16 protein-coding genes are annotated in these 19549 nt (G+C 61.2%); 8 read left to right on the forward strand and 8 right to left on the reverse strand.

The annotated features are described in order from the left end of the window. Positions 1-13 precede the first annotated feature (13 nt). Positions 14-1030 carry a DNA-binding protein gene (locus tag LCH64_RS02765; RefSeq protein WP_226499417.1) on the forward strand — a complete coding sequence of 339 codons (1017 nt, stop codon included), beginning with the start codon at positions 14-16 and terminating at the stop codon, positions 1028-1030. Here LCH64_RS02765 and gorA read toward each other — a convergent pair. Then, on the reverse strand, positions 1027-2385 hold the full coding sequence (gene gorA / locus LCH64_RS02770) for a glutathione-disulfide reductase (protein WP_103521639.1): 1359 nt from the start codon (positions 2383-2385) through the stop codon (positions 1027-1029). The genes LCH64_RS02765 and gorA overlap by 4 nt on opposite strands. A 231-nt stretch (positions 2386-2616) precedes the next feature. Between gorA and LCH64_RS02775 the strand changes: the two genes are divergently transcribed. After that, positions 2617-2826, forward strand: coding sequence for a hypothetical protein (locus tag LCH64_RS02775; RefSeq protein WP_226499418.1), 210 nt, complete (start codon positions 2617-2619; stop codon positions 2824-2826). Between the two features lie 83 nt (positions 2827-2909). On the opposite strand, the gene LCH64_RS02780 is transcribed toward LCH64_RS02775, so the two are convergent. The 4 genes from LCH64_RS02780 to LCH64_RS02795 form a co-directional block, all read right to left on the reverse strand. Continuing rightward, positions 2910-3407: a GNAT family N-acetyltransferase gene (locus tag LCH64_RS02780; protein ID WP_103521648.1), complete on the reverse strand. Its 498-nt coding sequence runs from the start codon at positions 3405-3407 to the stop codon at positions 2910-2912. A 174-nt stretch (positions 3408-3581) separates the two neighbouring features. Then, positions 3582-4700, reverse strand: coding sequence for a cell division protein ZapE (gene zapE, locus LCH64_RS02785; protein ID WP_226499419.1), 1119 nt, complete (start codon positions 4698-4700; stop codon positions 3582-3584). 494 nt (positions 4701-5194) lie between these two features. Then, positions 5195-6154 carry an agmatinase gene (speB, locus tag LCH64_RS02790; RefSeq protein WP_226499420.1) on the reverse strand — a complete coding sequence of 320 codons (960 nt, stop codon included), beginning with the start codon at positions 6152-6154 and terminating at the stop codon, positions 5195-5197. 16 nt (positions 6155-6170) lie between these two features. Beyond that, on the reverse strand, positions 6171-7262 hold the full coding sequence (locus tag LCH64_RS02795; protein WP_226499421.1) for a polyamine ABC transporter substrate-binding protein: 1092 nt from the start codon (positions 7260-7262) through the stop codon (positions 6171-6173). Between the two features lie 99 nt (positions 7263-7361). Between LCH64_RS02795 and LCH64_RS02800 the strand changes: the two genes are divergently transcribed. The 3 genes from LCH64_RS02800 (at position 7362) to LCH64_RS02810 (ending at position 10533) form a co-directional block, all read left to right on the forward strand. Beyond that, positions 7362-8255 carry a LysR family transcriptional regulator gene (locus LCH64_RS02800; protein ID WP_226499422.1) on the forward strand — a complete coding sequence of 298 codons (894 nt, stop codon included), beginning with the start codon at positions 7362-7364 and terminating at the stop codon, positions 8253-8255. A 272-nt stretch (positions 8256-8527) separates the two neighbouring features. Further along, positions 8528-9994: a nucleobase:cation symporter-2 family protein gene (locus tag LCH64_RS02805; protein ID WP_226499423.1), complete on the forward strand. Its 1467-nt coding sequence runs from the start codon at positions 8528-8530 to the stop codon at positions 9992-9994. 65 nt (positions 9995-10059) lie between these two features. Continuing rightward, complete coding sequence (locus tag LCH64_RS02810) at positions 10060-10533, forward strand: LEA type 2 family protein (protein ID WP_226499424.1); 474 nt, start codon at positions 10060-10062, stop codon at positions 10531-10533. A 135-nt stretch (positions 10534-10668) separates the two neighbouring features. On the opposite strand, the gene LCH64_RS02815 is transcribed toward LCH64_RS02810, so the two are convergent. Further along, a complete protein-coding gene (locus tag LCH64_RS02815; RefSeq protein ID WP_226499425.1) occupies positions 10669-11592 on the reverse strand; it encodes a carbon-nitrogen hydrolase family protein in 924 nt (307 codons plus the stop codon). 84 nt (positions 11593-11676) lie between these two features. Between LCH64_RS02815 and LCH64_RS02820 the strand changes: the two genes are divergently transcribed. Continuing rightward, positions 11677-12591 carry a LysR family transcriptional regulator gene (locus LCH64_RS02820; RefSeq protein ID WP_226499426.1) on the forward strand — a complete coding sequence of 305 codons (915 nt, stop codon included), beginning with the start codon at positions 11677-11679 and terminating at the stop codon, positions 12589-12591. Between the two features lie 7 nt (positions 12592-12598). Here the strand turns inward: LCH64_RS02820 and LCH64_RS02825 are convergent, their stop codons facing one another. Beyond that, a complete protein-coding gene (locus tag LCH64_RS02825) occupies positions 12599-12853 on the reverse strand; it encodes a hypothetical protein (RefSeq protein ID WP_003224595.1) in 255 nt (84 codons plus the stop codon). A gap of 153 nt (positions 12854-13006) precedes the next feature. Between LCH64_RS02825 and LCH64_RS02830 the strand changes: the two genes are divergently transcribed. Then, entirely contained in the window at positions 13007-13324 is a 318-nt protein-coding gene (locus LCH64_RS02830) for a DUF883 family protein (RefSeq protein ID WP_003224594.1), read from the forward strand. Between the two features lie 139 nt (positions 13325-13463). Here LCH64_RS02830 and LCH64_RS02835 read toward each other — a convergent pair whose 3' ends face one another. Continuing rightward, a complete protein-coding gene (locus LCH64_RS02835) occupies positions 13464-14501 on the reverse strand; it encodes an Ldh family oxidoreductase (RefSeq protein ID WP_226499427.1) in 1038 nt (345 codons plus the stop codon). Between the two features lie 229 nt (positions 14502-14730). Between LCH64_RS02835 and LCH64_RS02840 the strand changes: the two genes are divergently transcribed. Then, on the forward strand, positions 14731-19536 hold the full coding sequence (locus LCH64_RS02840; RefSeq protein WP_226499428.1) for a DUF6543 domain-containing protein: 4806 nt from the start codon (positions 14731-14733) through the stop codon (positions 19534-19536). Positions 19537-19549: the final 13 nt, after the last annotated feature.

Here is a 19549-nt window from a genome sequence, read left to right on the forward strand (position 1 = left end):
GGTAGGAGTTCACATGGCCCGTGGTGGCGTAAACAAAGCAGTGGTACAGATCGCGCGAGCAGCGATTCTGGCCCGGGGCGAACACCCCAGCATCGATGCAGTACGCATCGAACTGGGCAACACCGGTTCGAAAACCACGATCCATCGCTATCTGAAAGAGCTGGATGACGGCAGCCAACCGGCCGAAGCGTCTGCAGAACCGATCAATGACGAGCTGACCGCACTGGTCTCGCGTCTCGCCCAGCGCCTGAAAGAACAGGCGCAAGAGCCGATCGAACAAGCGCGCGAGCAGTTCGAGGAGCAGCGCGAAACCCTGGAAGCGGAACTCAAGCAGGTGCGCCAGGCACTCGAGCAACTGGAACAACAGCACGACATTCAAGGCGCAGCACTGGCACGGGAATCCGAGGCACTGAAAGAAACCCGCTCGATGCTGCAGACCGAACAAACCCGCAACGCCGGACTGAACCAGGCCTTGGCCGATTTCGAGTTGCGTCTGCAAGACAAGGACGAACAGATCCGCTCACTGGAAGAGAAACACCTGCACGCCCGCGATGCCCTTGAGCATTACCGCAACGCCAGCAAAGAGCAGCGCGAGCAGGAACAGGCCCGTCACGAAGGGCAGCTCCAGCAATTGCAGATGGAATTGCGCCAGGCGCAACAAAGTGCGCTGGTACGTCAGGACGAGATCACCCAGTTGCACCGTGACAACGAGCGCCTGCTCACCGAAAACCGTGGCACCCAGCGCGAGCTGAGCCTGGTACAGGATCAACTCAAGCACAGCAATCAGCGTCAGGATCAGTTGCTGGAGCAAGCGACTCGCGTCGACAACGAACGCACCCTCCTCCAGGAACGCTTGCGCGTGGCCCTGCTGGAAAGTCAGACGCTGAAACAGAACATTGACGAACAGCTGCTGCTCAATCAGTCACTGGAAAAGGAACTGACCAAGACTCAGACCAGCCTTGAGGATAGCTTGCGTCTGGCCGCTACCGTTGCGGCAGCGCCAGACACAGCCAAAGCGAAGGAAACTTAAGCGCCGACCGGCGTACGCATGGTGACGAACTCTTCGGCGGCCGTCGGGTGAACCCCGATCGTGTCGTCGAAGTCACGTTTGGTCGCGCCAGCCTTCAGCGCGATCGCCAAGCCTTGGACGATCTCACCCGCGTCGGGCCCGACCATGTGGCAGCCGAGAACTTTGTCGGTCTTGCCGTCAACCACCAGCTTCATCAGGGTTTTCTCCTGACACTCGGTCAGGGTCAACTTCATCGGGCGGAAGCGACTCTCGAAAATCACCACCTCATGGCCCGCCTCCCGCGCCTCCTCTTCAGTCAGACCGACAGTACCGATGTTCGGCAGACTGAACACGGCAGTCGGGATCATCTTGTAATCCACCGGACGGTACTGCTCAGGCTTGAACAAGCGCCGCGCCACCGCCATGCCTTCGGCCAGTGCCACTGGCGTCAGCTGCACGCGACCAATCACGTCACCCAGTGCCAGAATCGACGGTTCGCTGGTCTGGTATTGCTCGTCGACCTTGATGAAGCCCTTGTCGGTGAGCTGCACATCGGTGTTTTCCAGGCCCAGGTTGTCCAGCATCGGACGCCGCCCGGTGGCGTAGAACACGCAGTCGGCTTCCAGTACGCGACCATCCTTTAGAGTCGCCTTCAGGCTGCCGTCTGGCTGTTTGTCGATACGCGCGATGTCGGCGTTGAATTGCAGATCCATGCCGCGCTTGGTCAGTTCTTCCTGCAGATGCTTGCGCACCGAGCCATCGAAGCCACGCAGGAACAGATCACCGCGATACAGCAGTGTGGTGTTCGCCCCCAGACCGTGGAAAATCCCGGCGAACTCGACAGCGATGTAACCACCACCGACCACCAGCACCCGCTTCGGCAGCTCTTTAAGGAAAAACGCCTGATTGGAACTGATCGCGTGTTCGTGCCCCGGAATTTCCGGAATCTGCGGCCAGCCACCGGTAGCAATCAGAATGTTTTTCGCGGTGAAACGCTCACCATTGACCTCGACCTCGTGCGGGCCGACGATCTTCGCGTGGGCTTCGTGCAGGGTCACGCCACTGTTGACCAGCAGGTTGCGATAAATCCCGTTGAGGCGATTGATCTCGCGGTCCTTGTTGGCGATCAGCGTCGCCCAGTCGAAATTCGCTTCACCCAGACTCCAGCCGAAGCCGGACGACTGCTCGAAGTCTTCGGCGAAATGTGCGCCGTACACCAGCAGTTTTTTCGGCACGCAGCCAACGTTGACGCAGGTGCCTCCCAGGTAACGGCTCTCGGCTACCGCCACTTTCGCGCCAAAACCGGCGGCAAAGCGCGCAGCGCGCACACCGCCGGAACCGGCACCAATTACATAAAGGTCAAAATCGTAGGCCATTTCTATCTCCTCGGCAGGCCATCAGCATACCCGCCGCCGTTGATTGGGCAAACGTTGCGCGCAGCTTTTCACCGAGGTCGGTGCTATCGGGGAACATTTCCTGCGGTTGAATGCCCACGCCATCGGCGCGAAGAGCGTCGCTTAACCCCGAGTTAATTTCCACCCGGGACACTCTGCGTCGAGATCTGCTTCATGGACGAACGGCTCCCACGTTTTTCAGTAGGAGGCACCATGAAAACCACCACCGCTATTCTCGCCGGGCTACTCGCCCTCGGCTCCGCCAGCGCCTTTGCCGAAGGCGGCGCCGAACGCATGCGACATTACTACGACAACTTCCCGGTCCACCACGCGCAAAACGAACAGCAGAGCGCTAGCAAAGCTGCGGAACTGAAGGTTCCGAACGACCAGACCGCGCAAGTCACCGAGTCTTATCGCAACTGATTCATTGAGCAACCGATGGACCTCCGATGGCTCCGCTCTGGCCTCGGAGATGACAGTTGGGCGCCCTGACCGGGCGCCTTTTTTTATGTCGGCAGATTCTTGATCCAGAACAGCATGCGGCCATGATCCGGGTCGAACATCCCCGGGGCGAAACCGAACTTGCTGTAGGCGTTCTGCGCCACCGCATTGCCTTCCAGCACCTCCAGCGTGATCTTGCAGCAGCCGCGCTGACGGGAAATTTCCTCGACCTTGCGCAGCATCTTCTGACTCAGCCCGAGGCCGCGAAATTTGCTCACCACTGCCACGTCGTGAACATTGACCAGAGGTTTGCAGGCGAACGTCGAGAAACCTTCAAAACAATTCACCAGCCCTGCCGGCTCACCGCCGACGAACGCCAGCACGCTGAACGCGTGCGGCCTGCGCGCCAACTCTTCAGGCAGGCGACGCAGCAGCTCGGGGGCAATCGAATGGCCGCCGCCCATGGGATCTTCTGCGTAATGATTAAGCACGATGCCGATGGCTTCGGCGTGCACTGGATTGGTGTAGCTGGCTTGTAGCACAAGAATTTCTGCGGAATCCATTTCCATCCCCGGTCGTGGCCCCGGCGTGCAAGGTGCGCACCTGAAAGGCTGCTCGACCTTAACGCGAGCCTGTTGTGGGCGACAACCCGGGAAGAATAAAAAGGGCGTCACTGCTCGCATATCAGTGCCTTGGTTCGGCCTGGTCAAGCGAGATCCTGAGCGCGCCCTCCTCACTCAGGCTTCGGCAAAACGCTGCAGTTGCATCTCCTGCAAACGGCTGAGGGTGCGCCGGAACGGGAACTCCAGGTAACCCTCGGTGTACAGCGCTTCCATCGGTACCTGAGCCTCGATGTACAGCGGGACCTTACGGTCGTAGCACTCGTCGACCAAGGCAATGAAGCGGCGTACACCGTCGTCGTGCACCGACAGCTGCGGCAGTTCGCGGTCACCGGCCACCACCTGCGCCGAGCCGTCTTCGGTACCACGGGCGATTCGCCCTTCACGTTTTTGCGCGCTGAGGTTCGGCACGTCGCTCAACAGAATAGATCGATAGCTGTCGCACAGCGCGATGAAGTCCATCGCGGCAAACGGTTGCTCGCAGAGATCGGCATAGCGGCACCAGAGCACCGTCGCACTGGCCTGCACCACGTTCAGCACTCGATGGCCGACGGGCACCGGCTCGGCGCTGGCGGGCTGCCCGGTATTGAGTGACTGGAAGACCTGCTCCAGAGCACTGCCCTGTCCCGGCGCAGTGACAAAATAGCGCTGCTGACCCGCGCCCGGATGCAGGCGATGATCCTCGGCACCATTCACCGCCACCACTTGCATGTGCGCCTTGATCGCAGCAATCGCCGGGACAAACCGATCGCGGTTGAAGCCATCGGCGTAGAGCTCGTCCGGCGGCAGGTTGGAGGTACAGACCACCACCACGCCTTCGTCGAACATCACCTGAAACAGCCGCCCGAGAATGATCGCGTCGCCGATGTCATTGACGAACAGTTCGTCGAAGCACAACACCCGTACTTCCGCCGCCAACTCTTTGGCCAACGCCCGCAACGGATCGGCGATGCCAGTGAGCTGGAACGAGCGCTGATGCACCCAGCCCATGAAATGATGAAAGTGCTGACGTCGGGCCGGCACCCGCAGGCTCTGATAAAACTGATCCATCAACCACGTCTTGCCGCGCCCGACCGGGCCCCACAAGTACACGCCCGTGACCGAACGGGCGCCGGCGTGCAAGGCTTCATGGCATTTTTGCAGGGCCCAGACCGCGTGCTCCTGGGCTTCATCCTGGATGAAACCCTTGTGCTCGATCGCGTGTTGCCAGGCGCTTAAGGGAGAGTCGAAAGTCATGCGCGGCAGTATGCCACGATGTCCCTGAAAAACAGGTGCCCTTTTGTGGAAGCGGGCTTGCTCGCGAAGGCGTCGTGGCAGCCAACATCATTGTTGAATGACACACCGCTTTCGTGAGCAAGCCCACTCCCACATGGGTTTTGTGGGGGGCAAAGATCGACTGTATATCTCGCGACCTCAAAACAGCGTGCAGCAACTGCCTGGAATAAAGATCCCTGTGGGAGCGGGCTTGCTCGCGAAGGCGTTGGGGCAGCCAACGTCATTGTTGAATGACACACCGTACTCGTGAGCAAGCCCACTCCCACATGGGTTTTGTGGGGGGCAAAGATCGACTGTATATCTCGCGACCTCAAAACAGCGTGCAGCAACTGCCTGGAATACAACCCCCTGTGGGAGCGGGCTTGCTCGCGAAGGCGCCGGGGCAGCCAACATCATTGTTGAATGACACACCGTACTCGTGAGCAAGCCCACTCCCACGTGGGCTTTGTGGGGTGTCAGCGGTCGACTTTGTGTCGGGCGGCGTAGAGGCAGAGCATTTCCATCGCCAGCGTTGCCGCTGCGAGCGATGTCACGTCCGCATGGTCATACGCCGGCGCCACTTCCACCACGTCCATGCCCACCAGATTGATTCCGCGCAAACCGCCAAGAATTTCCAGTGCCTGCACCGTGCTCAACCCGCCACACACCGGAGTGCCGGTACCCGGTGCAAAGGCCGGATCCAGGCAGTCGATATCAAACGTCAGGTACACCGGGTGGTCGCCAACCCGTGCGCGAATCGCCTCGACAATCGCCTCGCAGCCACGTCGATGCACTTGTCGGGCATCGAGCACCGCAAACCCCTGGTGATCGTCATTGGTGGTGCGCAAACCGATCTGCACCGAACGCGACGGATCCACCAGCCCTTCCTTGGCCGCATGCCAGAACATGGTGCCGTGATCGACGCGCTTGCCGCCCTCGTCCGGCCAGGTGTCGCTGTGCGCATCGAAGTGGATCAGCGACAGCGCACCATGTTTGCGTGCATGGGCCTTGAGCAGCGGATAGGTGATGAAGTGGTCGCCGCCAAACGTCAGCATCGCGCTGCCGGCATCAAGAATGCGCTCGGCGTGGGCCTCGATACTTTCCGGGATGGTATGCGGCGAGCCGTAATCAAAGTCGCAATCGCCGTAGTCGATCACCGCCAGATGATCGAACGGATCGAATGTCCACGGCCAATGCCGTTCCCAGGCAATTCCGGTGGACGCGGCGCGAATTCCCCGCGGCCCGAAGCGTGCGCCCGGGCGGTTGCTGGTGGCCGTATCGAACGGTACGCCACTGACCGCCACATCGACGCCGCGCAAATCCCGGCTGTAGCGGCGACGCATGAAACTGGTGATCCCGGCGTAGGTGCTTTCGGCGGCAGTGCCGTACAGGCTGTCGCGGGTCAGGGCTTGGTCGTTGAGCATCGGCACGTCCATCGGTGTGCTCCTTTTGTTATTGATGGCTACGGAAAGTGGTCCACAGACGCGTGCGCTGACGCATGTCCTTGAGGCTCATGCTGCGGTCGGCGTACAGGCGTTCACGCATTTCGGCGGGCGGATAGATGTCCGGATCGTTGCGCACCGCCGCGTCCACCAGCGGCGTCGCGGCCTGGTTGGCGGTGGCGAAAAACAGCGTATTGGTCAGCTCGGCGACCGACTCGGGGCGCAGCATGAATTCGATGAACGCCCGCGCCGCTTGCGGGTTTGGCGCGTCCTTGGGAATGGCCAGATTGTCCTGCCAGATCAACGTGCCTTCGCGCGGTATCCGGTAGGCGACTTCGTACGGTTTGTTGGCCTTGTGCGCCTGATCGGCCGCCATGCTCACATCACCGTTGTAGGTCAGCGCCAGACAGACACTGCCATTGGCCAGGTCGTTGATCTGCCGGCCGGTGGCGACATACAGCACCGACGGCTGGAGTTTCTGCAACAAGGCTTCGGCGGCGGCCAGATCATTCTTGTCAGTGCTGTAGGGATCTTTACCCAGGTAATGCAGCGCCAGACCAATGACTTCCTGCGGCGAATCGAGCACGGCAATCCCGCAGTCCTTGAGTTTGCTCGCGTACTCGGGCTTGAACAGCAGATCGAGGCTGTTCAGCGGCGCATCCGGCAGGCGCTTTTTCACCGCCTCGACGTTCAACCCCAGCCCGAGCGTGCCCCACGTGTAGGGCACGGCGTAGCGATTGCCGGGATCGACGGCAGCGAGTTTCTCCAGCAGATCGGGATCAAGGTTGGCGTATCCCTTGAGGCCTTCGTGGGGAATCTCCTTCAGTGCGCCCGCTGCCAAGCCACGGGCCAGAACGCTGGACGACGGCACTACCACGTCATAGCCGCTGCCGCCGGTCAGCAGTTTGGTTTCCAACACCTCGGAAGTATCGAAGGTGTCGTAGCGCACATGAATGCCGGTTTCTTGCTCGAAACGCTGCAGGGTCTGCGCCGGCACGTAATCGGCCCAACTGTAGAGGTTGAGGGTTTTATCCTCCGCCTGTGCCTGGATGACCACGGACAACAACAGCGCGGGAAAACACAGTTTGAACACGGGAGCCATGACGAACACCTGACCGGAGGAAGTGGTGGCAGGATGCGCCGTCGGATACATTGCAGAAATATCAAGTTTGTTAACCTGACTTTATCCCGGAGTAATGTAATGCTCGGTCAGCTTCACGACGTCGATTTGCAGTTGCTGCGCCTGTTTGTGCGGGTCGTGGAATGTGGCGGCTTCAGTGCGGCGCAAGGTGAACTGGGCCTGAGCCAATCGAGTATCAGCCAGCAAATGGCCAAACTCGAAACCCGCCTCGGCTATCGCCTGTGCAGTCGCGGCAAGGGCGGTTTCAGCGTGACGCCCAAGGGCGAACAGTTGCTGATCGCCATTCGCACGCTGTTCGAATCCATCGAAACCTTCCGTCATCAATCCAACGGCGTTGCCGGACGCTTGATCGGTGAGGTGCGGCTGGGCTTGTCCGAGGCGGTTGATCAGTCGGTGCTGCTGCGGGTGGCGGATGCGATCCGGCGCTTTCGCGAACGCGATGAGTCAGTGCGCATCGAGTTGATCAGCGCAATGCCCGGGGAGATGGAGCGTCTGCTGCTGCAACAGCGGCTGGACCTGGCCATCGGTTATTTCTCACAAGTGCAGAGCGCTTTCGATTACCGCGAACTGTTCAGGGAAACCCAACATTTGTATTGCGCGCAGGGGCATCCACTGTTCAGTGTGGATGAGCCGGATGACGCGGCGCTGCAGGCCTGCGACCGGGTGGATCATCCGTATCGGTTCATGCGCAGTGGCGAGCCGTTCCCGGACAAGCGCTTTTCGGCGCGCTCGGAACAGGTCGAAGGCACCCTTGCCTTTATTCTTTCCGGCAAGCATGTCGATTATCTCCCCGATCACTACGCACGCACCTGGGAGGACAAGGGCTTGCTGCGCGCGCTGCGGCCTGGGGAATTGAGTTTCGAAGTGGCGTTTCATCTGGCGCGGCATCGGGCGCAGGTGCCGGGGGATGCGCAGAAGGCGTTTGAGGAGGATTTACTCAGCGCGTTTACATGACTTGTAAGCTTTGGTGGCGAGGAAGCTTGCTCCCGCTGGGTTGCGAAGCAGCCCGCTGCATTATCCAGTCAACAGTGTTTTACGACTGCTACGCAGCCGAACGGGAGCAAGCTCCCTCGCCACAACAATGTGTGTCAGTGCGCGTGGGTACCACCAACACCAATAAAACCTGACCTTTCAGGCAATTTTTGCTCGTTGCCCTCGCCGCCCTCTTCCGGCATCCTGCGCCTCCATTTTCTGACCCGGCCCCGCCTCACGGCGCGCAAATCACCATGACCGCCTCTGAAAAAGTCCCGCGCAACAACGATCTGATCTACGGCCTCAACGACCGTCCGCACCTCACCGCCACCGTGTTCGCCGCGCTGCAACACGTGCTGGCCAGCTTCGTCGGCATCATCACCCCGACCCTGATCATGGGCGGCGCCCTGGGGCTGCAGAGCGAAATTCCGTACCTGATCAGCATGGCACTGTTCGTCTCGGGTCTCGGCACGTTCGTTCAAGCCAAGCGTTTCGGCCCGGTCGGCTCCGGTTTGCTGTGCCTGCAAGGCACCAGTTTTTCCTTCATCAGCGTGATCCTCAGCGCCGGTTTCATGGTCAAGGCCCGGGGCGGCGGCACCGATGAAATTCTCTCGACGATTTTCGGCGTGTGCTTTTTCGCCGCGTTCATCGAAGTGGTGCTGAGCCAGTTCATCGGCAAACTGCGGATGCTGATCACCCCGGTGGTCACGGGCACCATCATCACCTTGATGGGCCTGTCGCTGATCAAAGTGGCGATGACCGACATTGCCGGCGGCTTCGGTGCGGCGGATCTGGGCGCGGCCAGCCATGTGTTTCTGGCGGCGTTGGTGATCGGCACTATCGTTGTGCTGAACCGTGTCGACGTGCCGTTTCTGCGCCTGGGCGCGATCGTCATCGGCCTGACCCTCGGCTACGTGGTCGCGTGGCTGATGGGCACGGTGGATTTCGCCTCGATGCCCGAAGTGCCGCTGGTCAGCGTGCCGGTGCCGTTCAAGTACGGTTTCAATTTCGACTGGGTGGCATTCGTGCCGGTGGCGGTGATCTTTCTCGTTTCGCCGCTGGAAGCGGCCGGAGACCTGACCGCCAACTCGATGATTTCGCGGCAACCGGTCAAAGGCCCGCTGTACATCCGCCGGATCAAGTCCGGGTTGCTCGCCGATGGCCTCAACTCGGCCATGGCGGCGGTGTTCAACAGCATGCCGATGGTGACGTTCGCGCAGAACAACGGCGTGATCCAGCTGACCGGCGTAGCCAGTCGCTACGTGGCCTTCTTCATCGCCGGCCTGCTGGTGTTGCTGGGGCTGTTCCCGATGATCGGCGCGGTGCTGCAACTGATGCCCAAACCGGTGCTCGGCGGCGCCGAACTGGTGATGTTTGGCACCGTGGCCGTGGCCGGAATCAAGATCCTCGCCGAGGCCGGCCTGCATCGGCGCAACATGTTGATCGTGGCGATCTCCGTCGGCATGGGCCTGGGCATCGCCGCCGTGCCGGAAGTGCTGCGAGAACTGCCGCAAGCGCTGCGCAACATCTTCGAATCGCCGATCACCGTCGGTGCGTTGTGCGCTATCGTGCTGAATATCTTCCTGCCCGAAGAATTCATTGAGCTGGAAGAAGACGATTTCGATCCGGAAGCGTCGATTCTGCAGGTCATGGAAAACCCCGATATGCCGGCCAAAGCTGAACCTGCAACAGCTGCGGCGGTCGCACAGTTGAACCGCTGACGCTGCGCCATGAAAAAAGGGCTGAGCCGGCAACGGTTCAGCCCTTTTTTGTTGAGAGACTGTTTATGCGCCGCGTCCACGCCGTCATCCTGTCCCTGCTGCTGTTGTCCCTGAGCGCCTGCGCGCTGTTTCCCAACCGAGATCCGGTGAACATCAACGTGGTCGGCCTCGAACCGTTGCCGAGTCAGGATCTGGAAGTGCGTTTCGCCCTCAAGTTGCGGGTGCAGAACCCCAACGAAACCGCGATCGACTACACCGGCATCGCCCTGGATCTGGAGGTCAATGGCCGTCCCTTGGCCTCGGGCGTGAGCGATCAGGTCGGCTCGATCCCGCGCTTCTCGGAAACCGTGGTCAGCGTGCCGGTCAGTGTTTCCGCGTTCTCGGTATTGCGCCAGACCCTCGGCCTGAGCCAGACACAAACCCTCGACAACCTGCCCTACGTGCTGCGCGGCAAATTGGCCGGCGGGGTGTTCGGCACGATGCGGTTTGTCGACAGTGGCAAGCTGAGTTTGCCGAAAGCCACTGCTGCGACGTGGTAACCCACTAAACACACAAGTCTCCCCTGTGGGAGCGGGCTTGCTCGCGAAAGCGTCAGATCAGCCAACATCATCGCTGAATGTGACACCGCATTCGCGAGCAAGCCCGCTCCCACAGGTTATGTGTCAGTCCTGAGGTTATGCGGTGAAGCATACCCCCGGTCTGGCCCGCTCATCGACACTCAGCTCAAACACATCCGGCCGCGCATAGTGGCCGACCACATCGTAGTCATAGCGCGCACGAACCAATTCATCGGTATCAATCTCCGCGGTGAGCAACCCCGCCTCGCCGCGCAATGGCCCGGCCAGCACATCGCCCATCGGCCCGACAATCACGCTGCCCCCGGCAATCAGCGGACGATCCGCCGGCCAGTTGGCAATCTCCACGCCGAGCGCGTTCGGCGAGGCCTGCACCTGACAGGCGCTGACCACAAAGCAGCGACCCTCGTGGGCGATGTGGCGCATGCTGACCTGCCACATCTCGCGCTCGTCCACGGTCGGCGCACACCAGACTTCAATGCCCTTGGCGTACATCGCCGTGCGCAGCAGCGGCATCATGTTTTCCCAGCAGACCACGGCGCCAAGGCGTCCGACCTGAGTGTCGAGCACCGGCAGCGTCGAGCCATCGCCCTTGCCCCAGATCAGCCGTTCGGTGCCGGTCGGCATCAGTTTTCGATGCTTGGCCACCAGCCCCGCTTGCGGATCGAAATACAGCGCCGTGCAATACAACGTGCTGCCGGCACGCTCGATCACGCCAATCACCAGATTGGCCCCGGTGCGCGCCGCCAAACCGGCCAGCGCCTCGGTTTCTGCCCCCGGCACGTCAATCGCGTTGGCGAAATAACGGGCGTAGGCCTCGCGCCCCTCGGGCAAGCGATAACCCAGTTGCGTACCGAAGCCCTCGCCTTTCGGATAACCGCCAAGCAACGCCTCCGGCATGACCACCAGCGCCGCGCCGGATTCGATGATCGCGCTTTCCCATCTGAGGATCTGTTCCAGGGTTTCACCCTTGCCACCGGGCAAGGCGCCGATCTGCAGGGCGGCGACGATTGATTTGGGCATTGCAGTCACTCCATCGGGTTCATGTGTTGCCGATTCTGCGGCGGCGCGGGATCATGAATAAAGACCGATTCACTGCTGAATGATATGAGCCAAATGAATATCGCAACCGTCGACCTGAACCTGCTGAAAGTCTTTGAAGCCTTGCATGAAGAATCCAGCGCCAGCCGTGCGGCGCTGCGTCTGGGCGTGACGCAATCGGCGGTCAGCGCAGCGTTGCGCCGCTTGCGCGAGGTGTATGGCGATCAATTGTTCGTGCGTACCGGCCGGGGTCTGGCGCCAACGCTCAAGGCCAATCAACTGAAACCGGTGGTCAGCGAGGCGCTGAACAAATGCCGGCAAAGCCTGGCGATGGTCGATCCGGCGGCTCATCACTACGACGGCCGGTCGGTCACCGTGGGCCTGTCGGATGATTTTGAAATTGCCTATGGTCGGCGCCTGATCGAAGCCATCGCTCGCAGCGCGCCCAAGCTGCGGCTGATCTTCCGTCAGACCCACAGCCAGATCGTCGCCCGCGCGCTGATGGAGCGCAGCATCGACCTGGCGATCACCGCAGGTGGGTTCGCCGAGCGCCTGCTCAGTCGTCAGGTATTGGCTGAAGGGGATTATGCGTGTCTGGTCGATCCGGGCAGTCTGGCGCCCGGCCAACAGAGCATCGATTTGCCGGAGTTCGTTGCCCGCGAGCACATTCTGGTGTCTTCGGGTGGTTTTATCGGCATCACCGATGAAGGCCTGGCGGCGCTGGGCCTGAGTCGGCGGGTCTGCGCGTCGACCACGCACTTTGCCGCGTTGCCGCATCTGCTCAAGGGCAGCGGCGCGGTGGCAACCATCCCGAGCCATGCCGCCAGGGCCATTGCCGAGCTCAGCGGACTGGCGCTGCTGCCCTGCCCGCTGGCGTTGCCGCGCTACCCGATCGAGCTGGGCTGGCGCACCAGCACGCAGATCGATCCGGTGGTGATCAAGGTGCGCGAGGCGATTGTCGGGGGTTTCAACAGCGACTGACGCGCTGTTACTTGTTGGCCGCCATCAGTCGATTGACCTCGCTGCGCACCATGTTGGCGAATTCCGGCGGGGACATGCCATCAAGCTCGGCGCGTACCCACTCGGCCCATTTGCCCTTGCGCTTGGAGCGTTCGCCAAACAACCGCGCGGCTTCGCCTTTGGCTTTGCCCAGATTGTTCTGCCAGAGTTCGAACAGACGGGATTTCTCGTCTTCCAGCGCAGCGCGCTCGGCGAGGGATTTGTCGGCCAGATTGAAACTCATGGGGAAATACCTGCTGCGTAAAATGGCGACATCTTACACGCTCAGCGGAAATCTCCCGCGCAGGTTTTTCTTTCGCACCTAAAATCAGTGCAACTTTTCAGTCAGCGCCACACTCCATTAATCACTGTTCATCCATCTGCAAGGAGTCACCCAATGGCCCGCAAATCCCGCGTGCAAGCTGCCGAAGACCAAATCAAGGATCAGGCATTCAGCGAACTTCAGGCGCTGATCGAAGAGTCCGACAAACTGCTCAAGAGCAGCGCTTCCCTGGTCGGTGAGGAAGCCGAGACCCTGCGCGGCCAAATCGCCCTGAAGCTGCAACAGGCACTGGATTCCGTGTCGAGCGTGCGCGAGCGCACCAAACCGGCAGTCGAAGCCACTGAAAGCTACATTGGCGGCCATCCGTGGCAAACCGTGGCGATTTCCGCCGGTTTTGGCCTGGTCGTAGGCTTGTTGCTCGGTCGTCGTTAAGGCCTGACAAATAAACCTGTGGCGAGGGAGCTTGCTCCCGCTGGACTGCGCAGCAGTCCCCCTATTCTCAAGTAGACAAAGGGGGCAGCTTCGCAGTCCGGCGGGAGCAAGCTCCCTCGGCACATTGGTTATCTGACAATTATTCCCCGGCCAACTCCCGCAACTGCCCCAGCGTCTGCTCATCCAGCACAATCCCTTCGGCCAGCGACCGCGCGCGCTGCAAATGCCGACGATCACCCGGCAAGCGCTTCAACCCCACCCCATGCATCTGCCGCACCAGCTCCTGACTGCGCTCGGCAAAACTCTGTCCGGCGGATTTGCTCGGATCGATGACGATCAGCAGTTGCCCGGTCCACGGGGTCTTGGCGCCGGGATGGTTCGACCAGTCGAACTCGAAGGAAAAATTGCCGCCCGTCAACGCAGCCGCCAGCAACTCGACCATCATCGACAGCGCCGAACCTTTGTGGCCGCCAAACGGCAATAGTGCGCCCCCCTCAAGAATCGCTTTCGGATCCTGGGTCGCCTGACCGAGGCTGTCCACGCCCGTCCCGGCAGGCAAACGTTCACCCTTGCGCGCCGCAATCTGTACGTCGCCATGAGCGATAGCACTGGTCGCCAGATCGAAAACAATCGGCGCGCCACCTGCTCGGGGCGCAGCGAAGGCAATCGGATTGGTGCCGAACAGCGGCCGGTCGGCGCCATGCGGCACCACGCAGGTCATGCTGTTGACCACGCTGAGCGCCACCAGCCCCTCATCCGCGAAAGGCTCGACATCCGGCCACAGCGCCGCAAAGTGGTGGGAATTACGAATCGCCAACACCGCGATCCCGGCATTGCGCGCCTTTTCCACCAGCAGCGGCCGAGCGGCGGCCAGCGCTGGCTGGGCGAAACCGTCGCCGGCATCGACCCGCACAAAACCGGGGGCAACGTCTTCGACTTGCGGCACCGCCTGACCATTGACCCAACCGCTGTTGAGCGTCGAGACATAGCCGGGAATGCGGAACACGCCATGACTGTGCGCACCGTCGCGTTCGGCACTGGCGCAGTTGGCAGCCAGGGTGCGGGCGACGGACGCCGACGTCCCATGGCGCAGAAAAATCTTTTCAAGCAGATGCGTCAGCGCTTCGAGCGAGAGCGTGGACGCAGGAGAAAACACGGATTCGTGTGGCGCAGACATCTGAAGCTCCAGACTAATTATTGGAGGGAACAACAGCGTACGAACAGCTTGCTCACCGATTAACCACGTCCGGTACGGGTGCTGTCAACCATTGCGGTGCAGCACGACGCAGCCAGCACATTTGCATGTCGCCTGTGCGGTAACTATGTACCACCTTCATCACCCGTTCGGCTTTTAGGCTGGCGTCTCAATTCACCGGTGCCCCCAAGGGTGCCCTGATCGAGACGCGATGATGCCCGTACCTGCTTCCCCGCTGCTGTTCTGCTGTTTTTTGGATTCGCCTGGACTGTGGCCTGCGCTGGGCACTGCCCATGGGCTGTCGTCGCAGGATTTCCGGTGGCTGACGCACGCGCAACTCTCGACCCATCTGTTACGCAGCCAACAAACCCCGCCGATGCTGGCTCACCGCATCCTGCTCGACAGCGAAGACCCGCCCAGCGTAACCCTGGCCGGCAGTTTCATTCTCAGCCCCACGCCGGAGGATCGCGGCTTCATGTTGTACACGCCGTTCGACGGCCTGAAGAAATTCGACACCTTCCGCGCCGTGACCGAACACCTCGAACAGCGAGTCAATCAGGCCGACGAAGCGGATCGATTGCTGGCATTTCTGGCCGTGTCACAGCGCAAGCGCCTGCTGGAGAAAGGCCGTATCAGCGTGAATTACCAGCTCATCGAGGGCGACATATTCGACGAGCAACGGAGCGCCATCGAGCACTGTCAGCAGCTCAACGCCCAGTCCTTGCTCCATGAACTGCTGAATCTGCCTGGCTTGGGAATCTTGCTTGAAACGCTTCTCGACCAGCAACTGAGCCCCCGGATGCCCGGCGCGGATCAAGCACAAACGCAGGTCAGCTTCTACGCCGGCGCCGCTCCCGGTGATCCGGGACACCGGCTCGACACCTTGTCACTGGCCAACGCGGTGCTCCGGCACTATCGTCACCCCGGCTGGGCGCAGGGCCAGACACACAGGTTTTCCAACCCGCGCCGACCTGCGCTGGCCAGCGATCAGACGCATTGGGAACAGGCGGTCAAAACCGTCTCCGGCAAACTGCTGGTGCTGCTCTATCAACACCTTGAGCAATACTGGAATGACGCTTGCGCAGACGGCATGCCGCGCCGCAGCCTGTTCAGTCAAACGATCCGGCAACAGGCCCTGGCCGACATTCTGCTCAAACGCGAAGCCGGGATCATCGAGTCCGAAAAATTCGACAGCCTGCTGACCTGGATCGAAGCCAACGAGCACCCCGGGCGGCGTGCCACCCTGGAAACGGTGCGTCTGTGGGAATACCAGGCCAACTTCGTCGAACTGGCCGGCTCGCTGATGATCAGCCACACCGATGCCTGCCTTTACACCCCGTCCCATGGCTTGCAGATCCTCAAGGACTACGGCGATCTCAAGGACACCTTGCTCGCCAAATTCGCCAGTACCGGGCACGAAGACGAGCTCTATGGCTTGCTGAACCTGGAGGAGCGCCAGCGTTTCCTCGGCTTCGACAAGCCCCATGTGTCCGGCGAAATGATCGCCGGCGACATCTTCAGCGTGCTGTTCGAAGGCATCATCACCAAGCAGCGACAGAACATCGAATATGCCTTGCAGGTGTTCCGCCACAGCGACGACGCGGTGAACATTCCCGCGCTGTTCGACAAGGCGCTGGACATCCGCTCGATGATCCATGATCGCTTGCTGGCCCTCGATACCCGTGGGCGCTGGAGCACCCGGCCAGTGCTCGGCGGCAGCCAGTTACCATCAATGCTGCTGGCCGACGCTGCTGCAGCCGAAGTCAGGAAATTCGCCAGTATCCTGCCGTCAATCAGCAGCCGTTTCGCCGCGCAGCCAATTGGCTCGCAAGTCCTGCAACGCCGCTATCTGCAACAGCTCATGCAGCAGTTTGCGCACACGCTGTTCGTCGGTGTCTGTGGTGAGGCACGCTTGCGCGTACTCGACGGCAGCCTGAGTCGCCAGGTCCAGGCCATCGTCGACACCGTGTTCGACCCCGCCCTGGCGGATCGCGCCCAGCGCCGCGGACTCAATGGTTTCCGCCCCGATGCCTGGTCGCTGACTTTGTTCGGCAGTGGCCAGACAGAGGCGCTGCCATTGGCCAGCTGCGTTCTGCTGACGGAACGCGGCGGCCTCGATGAACAACACTCGGGAATTGCGGTGCTGTGGACGCCGGCGATGGGCCTGGAAGCCTTCAGCTCCGTCGACAGTGCCCGCAAGGCCCTGGACCGGCGCTTGCGCAATCCGGAAAAACGTCAGGTACTGCTGGAAAACCTCTCGCCGCTGCATGAGGGTTTGCATCAGGACTATCGCCTCGGCCCTTTGCACCTGATTACCGATAACGTCCTGCAGGATCGCGTGCAAACGGCGATCAAGCAGTTTCTCGAGCGCTGTGATCGGCTCCGGCAACTAAAGTTGTCCGCGCTCAAGCAGGAGCAGGCGCTGAAATCCTTGGCCGAGATCCCGATCAACACCAATCTGGAGCGGGCCAGTGCGTTGGCCCGGGCGCTCGGCGAGCGGCACTCCCTGCCCGGCTGGCTGGGCATGGCCTCGCTTGAGGAGCAGCAGTTGCACCTGGAGCTGCTGGAACAATGGCGCGCCAGCGTCAGCGATGACAAGGATTACCTGCATGCCTTGCCGACCGTGCGTGGGCACATTCAGCAGACCCTCACCACCCTGCTGGGCGCCCGGTTCCAGGCGCATAACCTCGATCCCGAGCAAGTGCGGATCATCCCGGCCCTGACCCTGGCCGGCCCAAACATGAGCCTCACCGATTTCGCCTTGAACTACAGCCACATCGCCCAGCACATCGCGTTTACCGTGGCCTCGAACAGCACCGTTGTGCTGCCGACTGGCCTCGACCGTCAGGCAGTCAGGAGCCTATTGCTGTCCCTGGACATTCCCACGACATTCGCCAGCAAGATCACGACCGCCCTGTCTACCACCGACACCGAGGCCGAACAGCGCCAACAGCGTTTTCTGCGCCAACTACCGTGGCAACTGCTGCAACATGCCCATCAGTTGAAACTGCAGCAGCGTCTGTCTGCTGCCGCCTACGGGCTGATCGCCCAAGTGCTCGACATGCCGGACGCCATCGCCCGCGCCACGGTGCAAGGTGCCCATGCGCTGATCCGCCCGCTGGAGCTGATCAAAACCGGCGGCGCGGCGGCGGTCAAAGCCCTGGGCATGTACCTGATCGGCCCGGGCGCCGGCCATGTCGGACCGTTGGTGCTCTATGCGCCGTATCACGGTGAACAGGCCTTCAGCGAGTTCGAGAACGAAGCCGCGCTGATCGCCGCACTGAACATTCCGGGCGCCCTCCAAGACCTGTTGTTGCGGCGTTTGCCGCAGGCTCAGCAGTCGATCTTCAAGGCGTTATTCAGCAGCAGTGTCGGCCAGACCAGTGAAATGACCCTGGCGTCGAATCCGATTCAGGGCAACCTGCTGCGGCAGCTGTTCAGCGACAATCTCGCGTTGCTGCCCAAATTGCTCGCCAGCCACGCCCAGCCTTCGGCGCAGGAGGACTGGGAGGCGGCGAAAAACCTGTTCAGCCAGGGGATCAAACTTATCTGGGGTCTGCTGCCGGGCAAACTGGCCTATGTGCAGTTTCTCTGGCAAAGCTTCAAGGACTTCATGACCTCGGCCGAGGCGTTGCAGGATCACCACTGGAAGCTTGCACTCGAGGCGTTCATCGCTGGCACAGTGCAGATGGTTTCCCTCGGGCGCCTGTCACTGGAGTCGACGCTCGAGGCCCGGGCGCTGACGCCGTCGGCTCCAAAGCCCAGCGTGCTCGGTGCGCCGGATCTGCAACACATTCACACCACTGACCCGCTACGCACTTCGCTGCAACCCTTCGAGGCAACGGAGGTTGCGCTCAAGGACCTGACGCCGGTGGCGGCGAACGGCACCTATACCGATCTTGCGACGCGGCAGACCTACGCGCCTGTGGCCGGCAAGGTCTATCCCGTGGAGAAGCCGGGCGTGGTCTGGCAAATCAAGGGCGCGGAACAGCCAGGCCCGGTGCTGCAACACACCACGTCAGGCAAACTGGTGCTGGACCCGGATCGACATACGGTGCATCTGGGCAAGGCCATGTCGAAAATGTACAACCGCTACGCCAACGATCGCGAACGCCGGATCTGGCTGAACATCGAGGCTCAGGGCATGGAACAGATCCGCGCCCGCCACCCGGACAAGGCACGCATGCTCACCGAGGCCGTCGATCTGGCACGGTTCTACGCGTTCAACTGCCTGCACAATCTGGCGCAGCAAAGGCACCAGGGCAGCGGCACTCGCCTGGATACGTTCCTCAAGTCGTTCTTTGATGCGCAACAGATCGATACCGCCATTCTCGACAAGCTCAAACAGGCCATCGTGCCGGTCTGCAAGGCGTTGGTGGACCCCACCGAGGATCTGCTGGACGGTGATCGTTTTGTCGTCGGCTCAAACCGCTATCGCAATACCGGGCTGATTGCTTTTGTGCTGGATGACGACTCGCGCAAGCAAGTGCATTTCACCGAGAAGTTTTTCCATCAGGATCTGGACTGGTACAAGGTCGGCCTGACTGAGCCGTTCAATGTCGAAGGGCATGCACGGGCTTCCACGTTGATCCATGAACTGGCCCATCAGGCCAACAAGGCCGTGGACATCGCCAGCCTTGAGGCCCGGCGCCCGTTCGTTGACCTGATTTCCACGGTGACCGGCTACGGCGCGGCCATGAAGCACAACCAGACCCGATTCCAGCGCGAGGCCTTGTCACTGGGCACGCCGCGCGAAGAGCTGTTCTCGCGCTGGAGTGACGAATTTCAGGAGTGGCTCAGCCTGGATGAAATCCCGGGCCTTGCGCATGTCGGCAAGGAAATTCTCAAGGTCACGCGCAGCCCCACCCTAGAGGAGGCGCGAACGGCATTCCTCGACCCGGCGAACCCGCACCCGCGCATCGACACGATCTTGCACAACGCCGATTCGATCGCCTTTCTGATTTGCGAGATAGGACGGCAACTCGACCCGGTCGCCAGCCCCGGCAGCGTGCCCTGAAAATGAAAAATGC

The organism is Pseudomonas sp. MWU16-30322 (assembly GCF_020515535.1).
Lineage (GTDB): Bacteria > Pseudomonadota > Gammaproteobacteria > Pseudomonadales > Pseudomonadaceae > Aquipseudomonas > Aquipseudomonas fluorescens_H.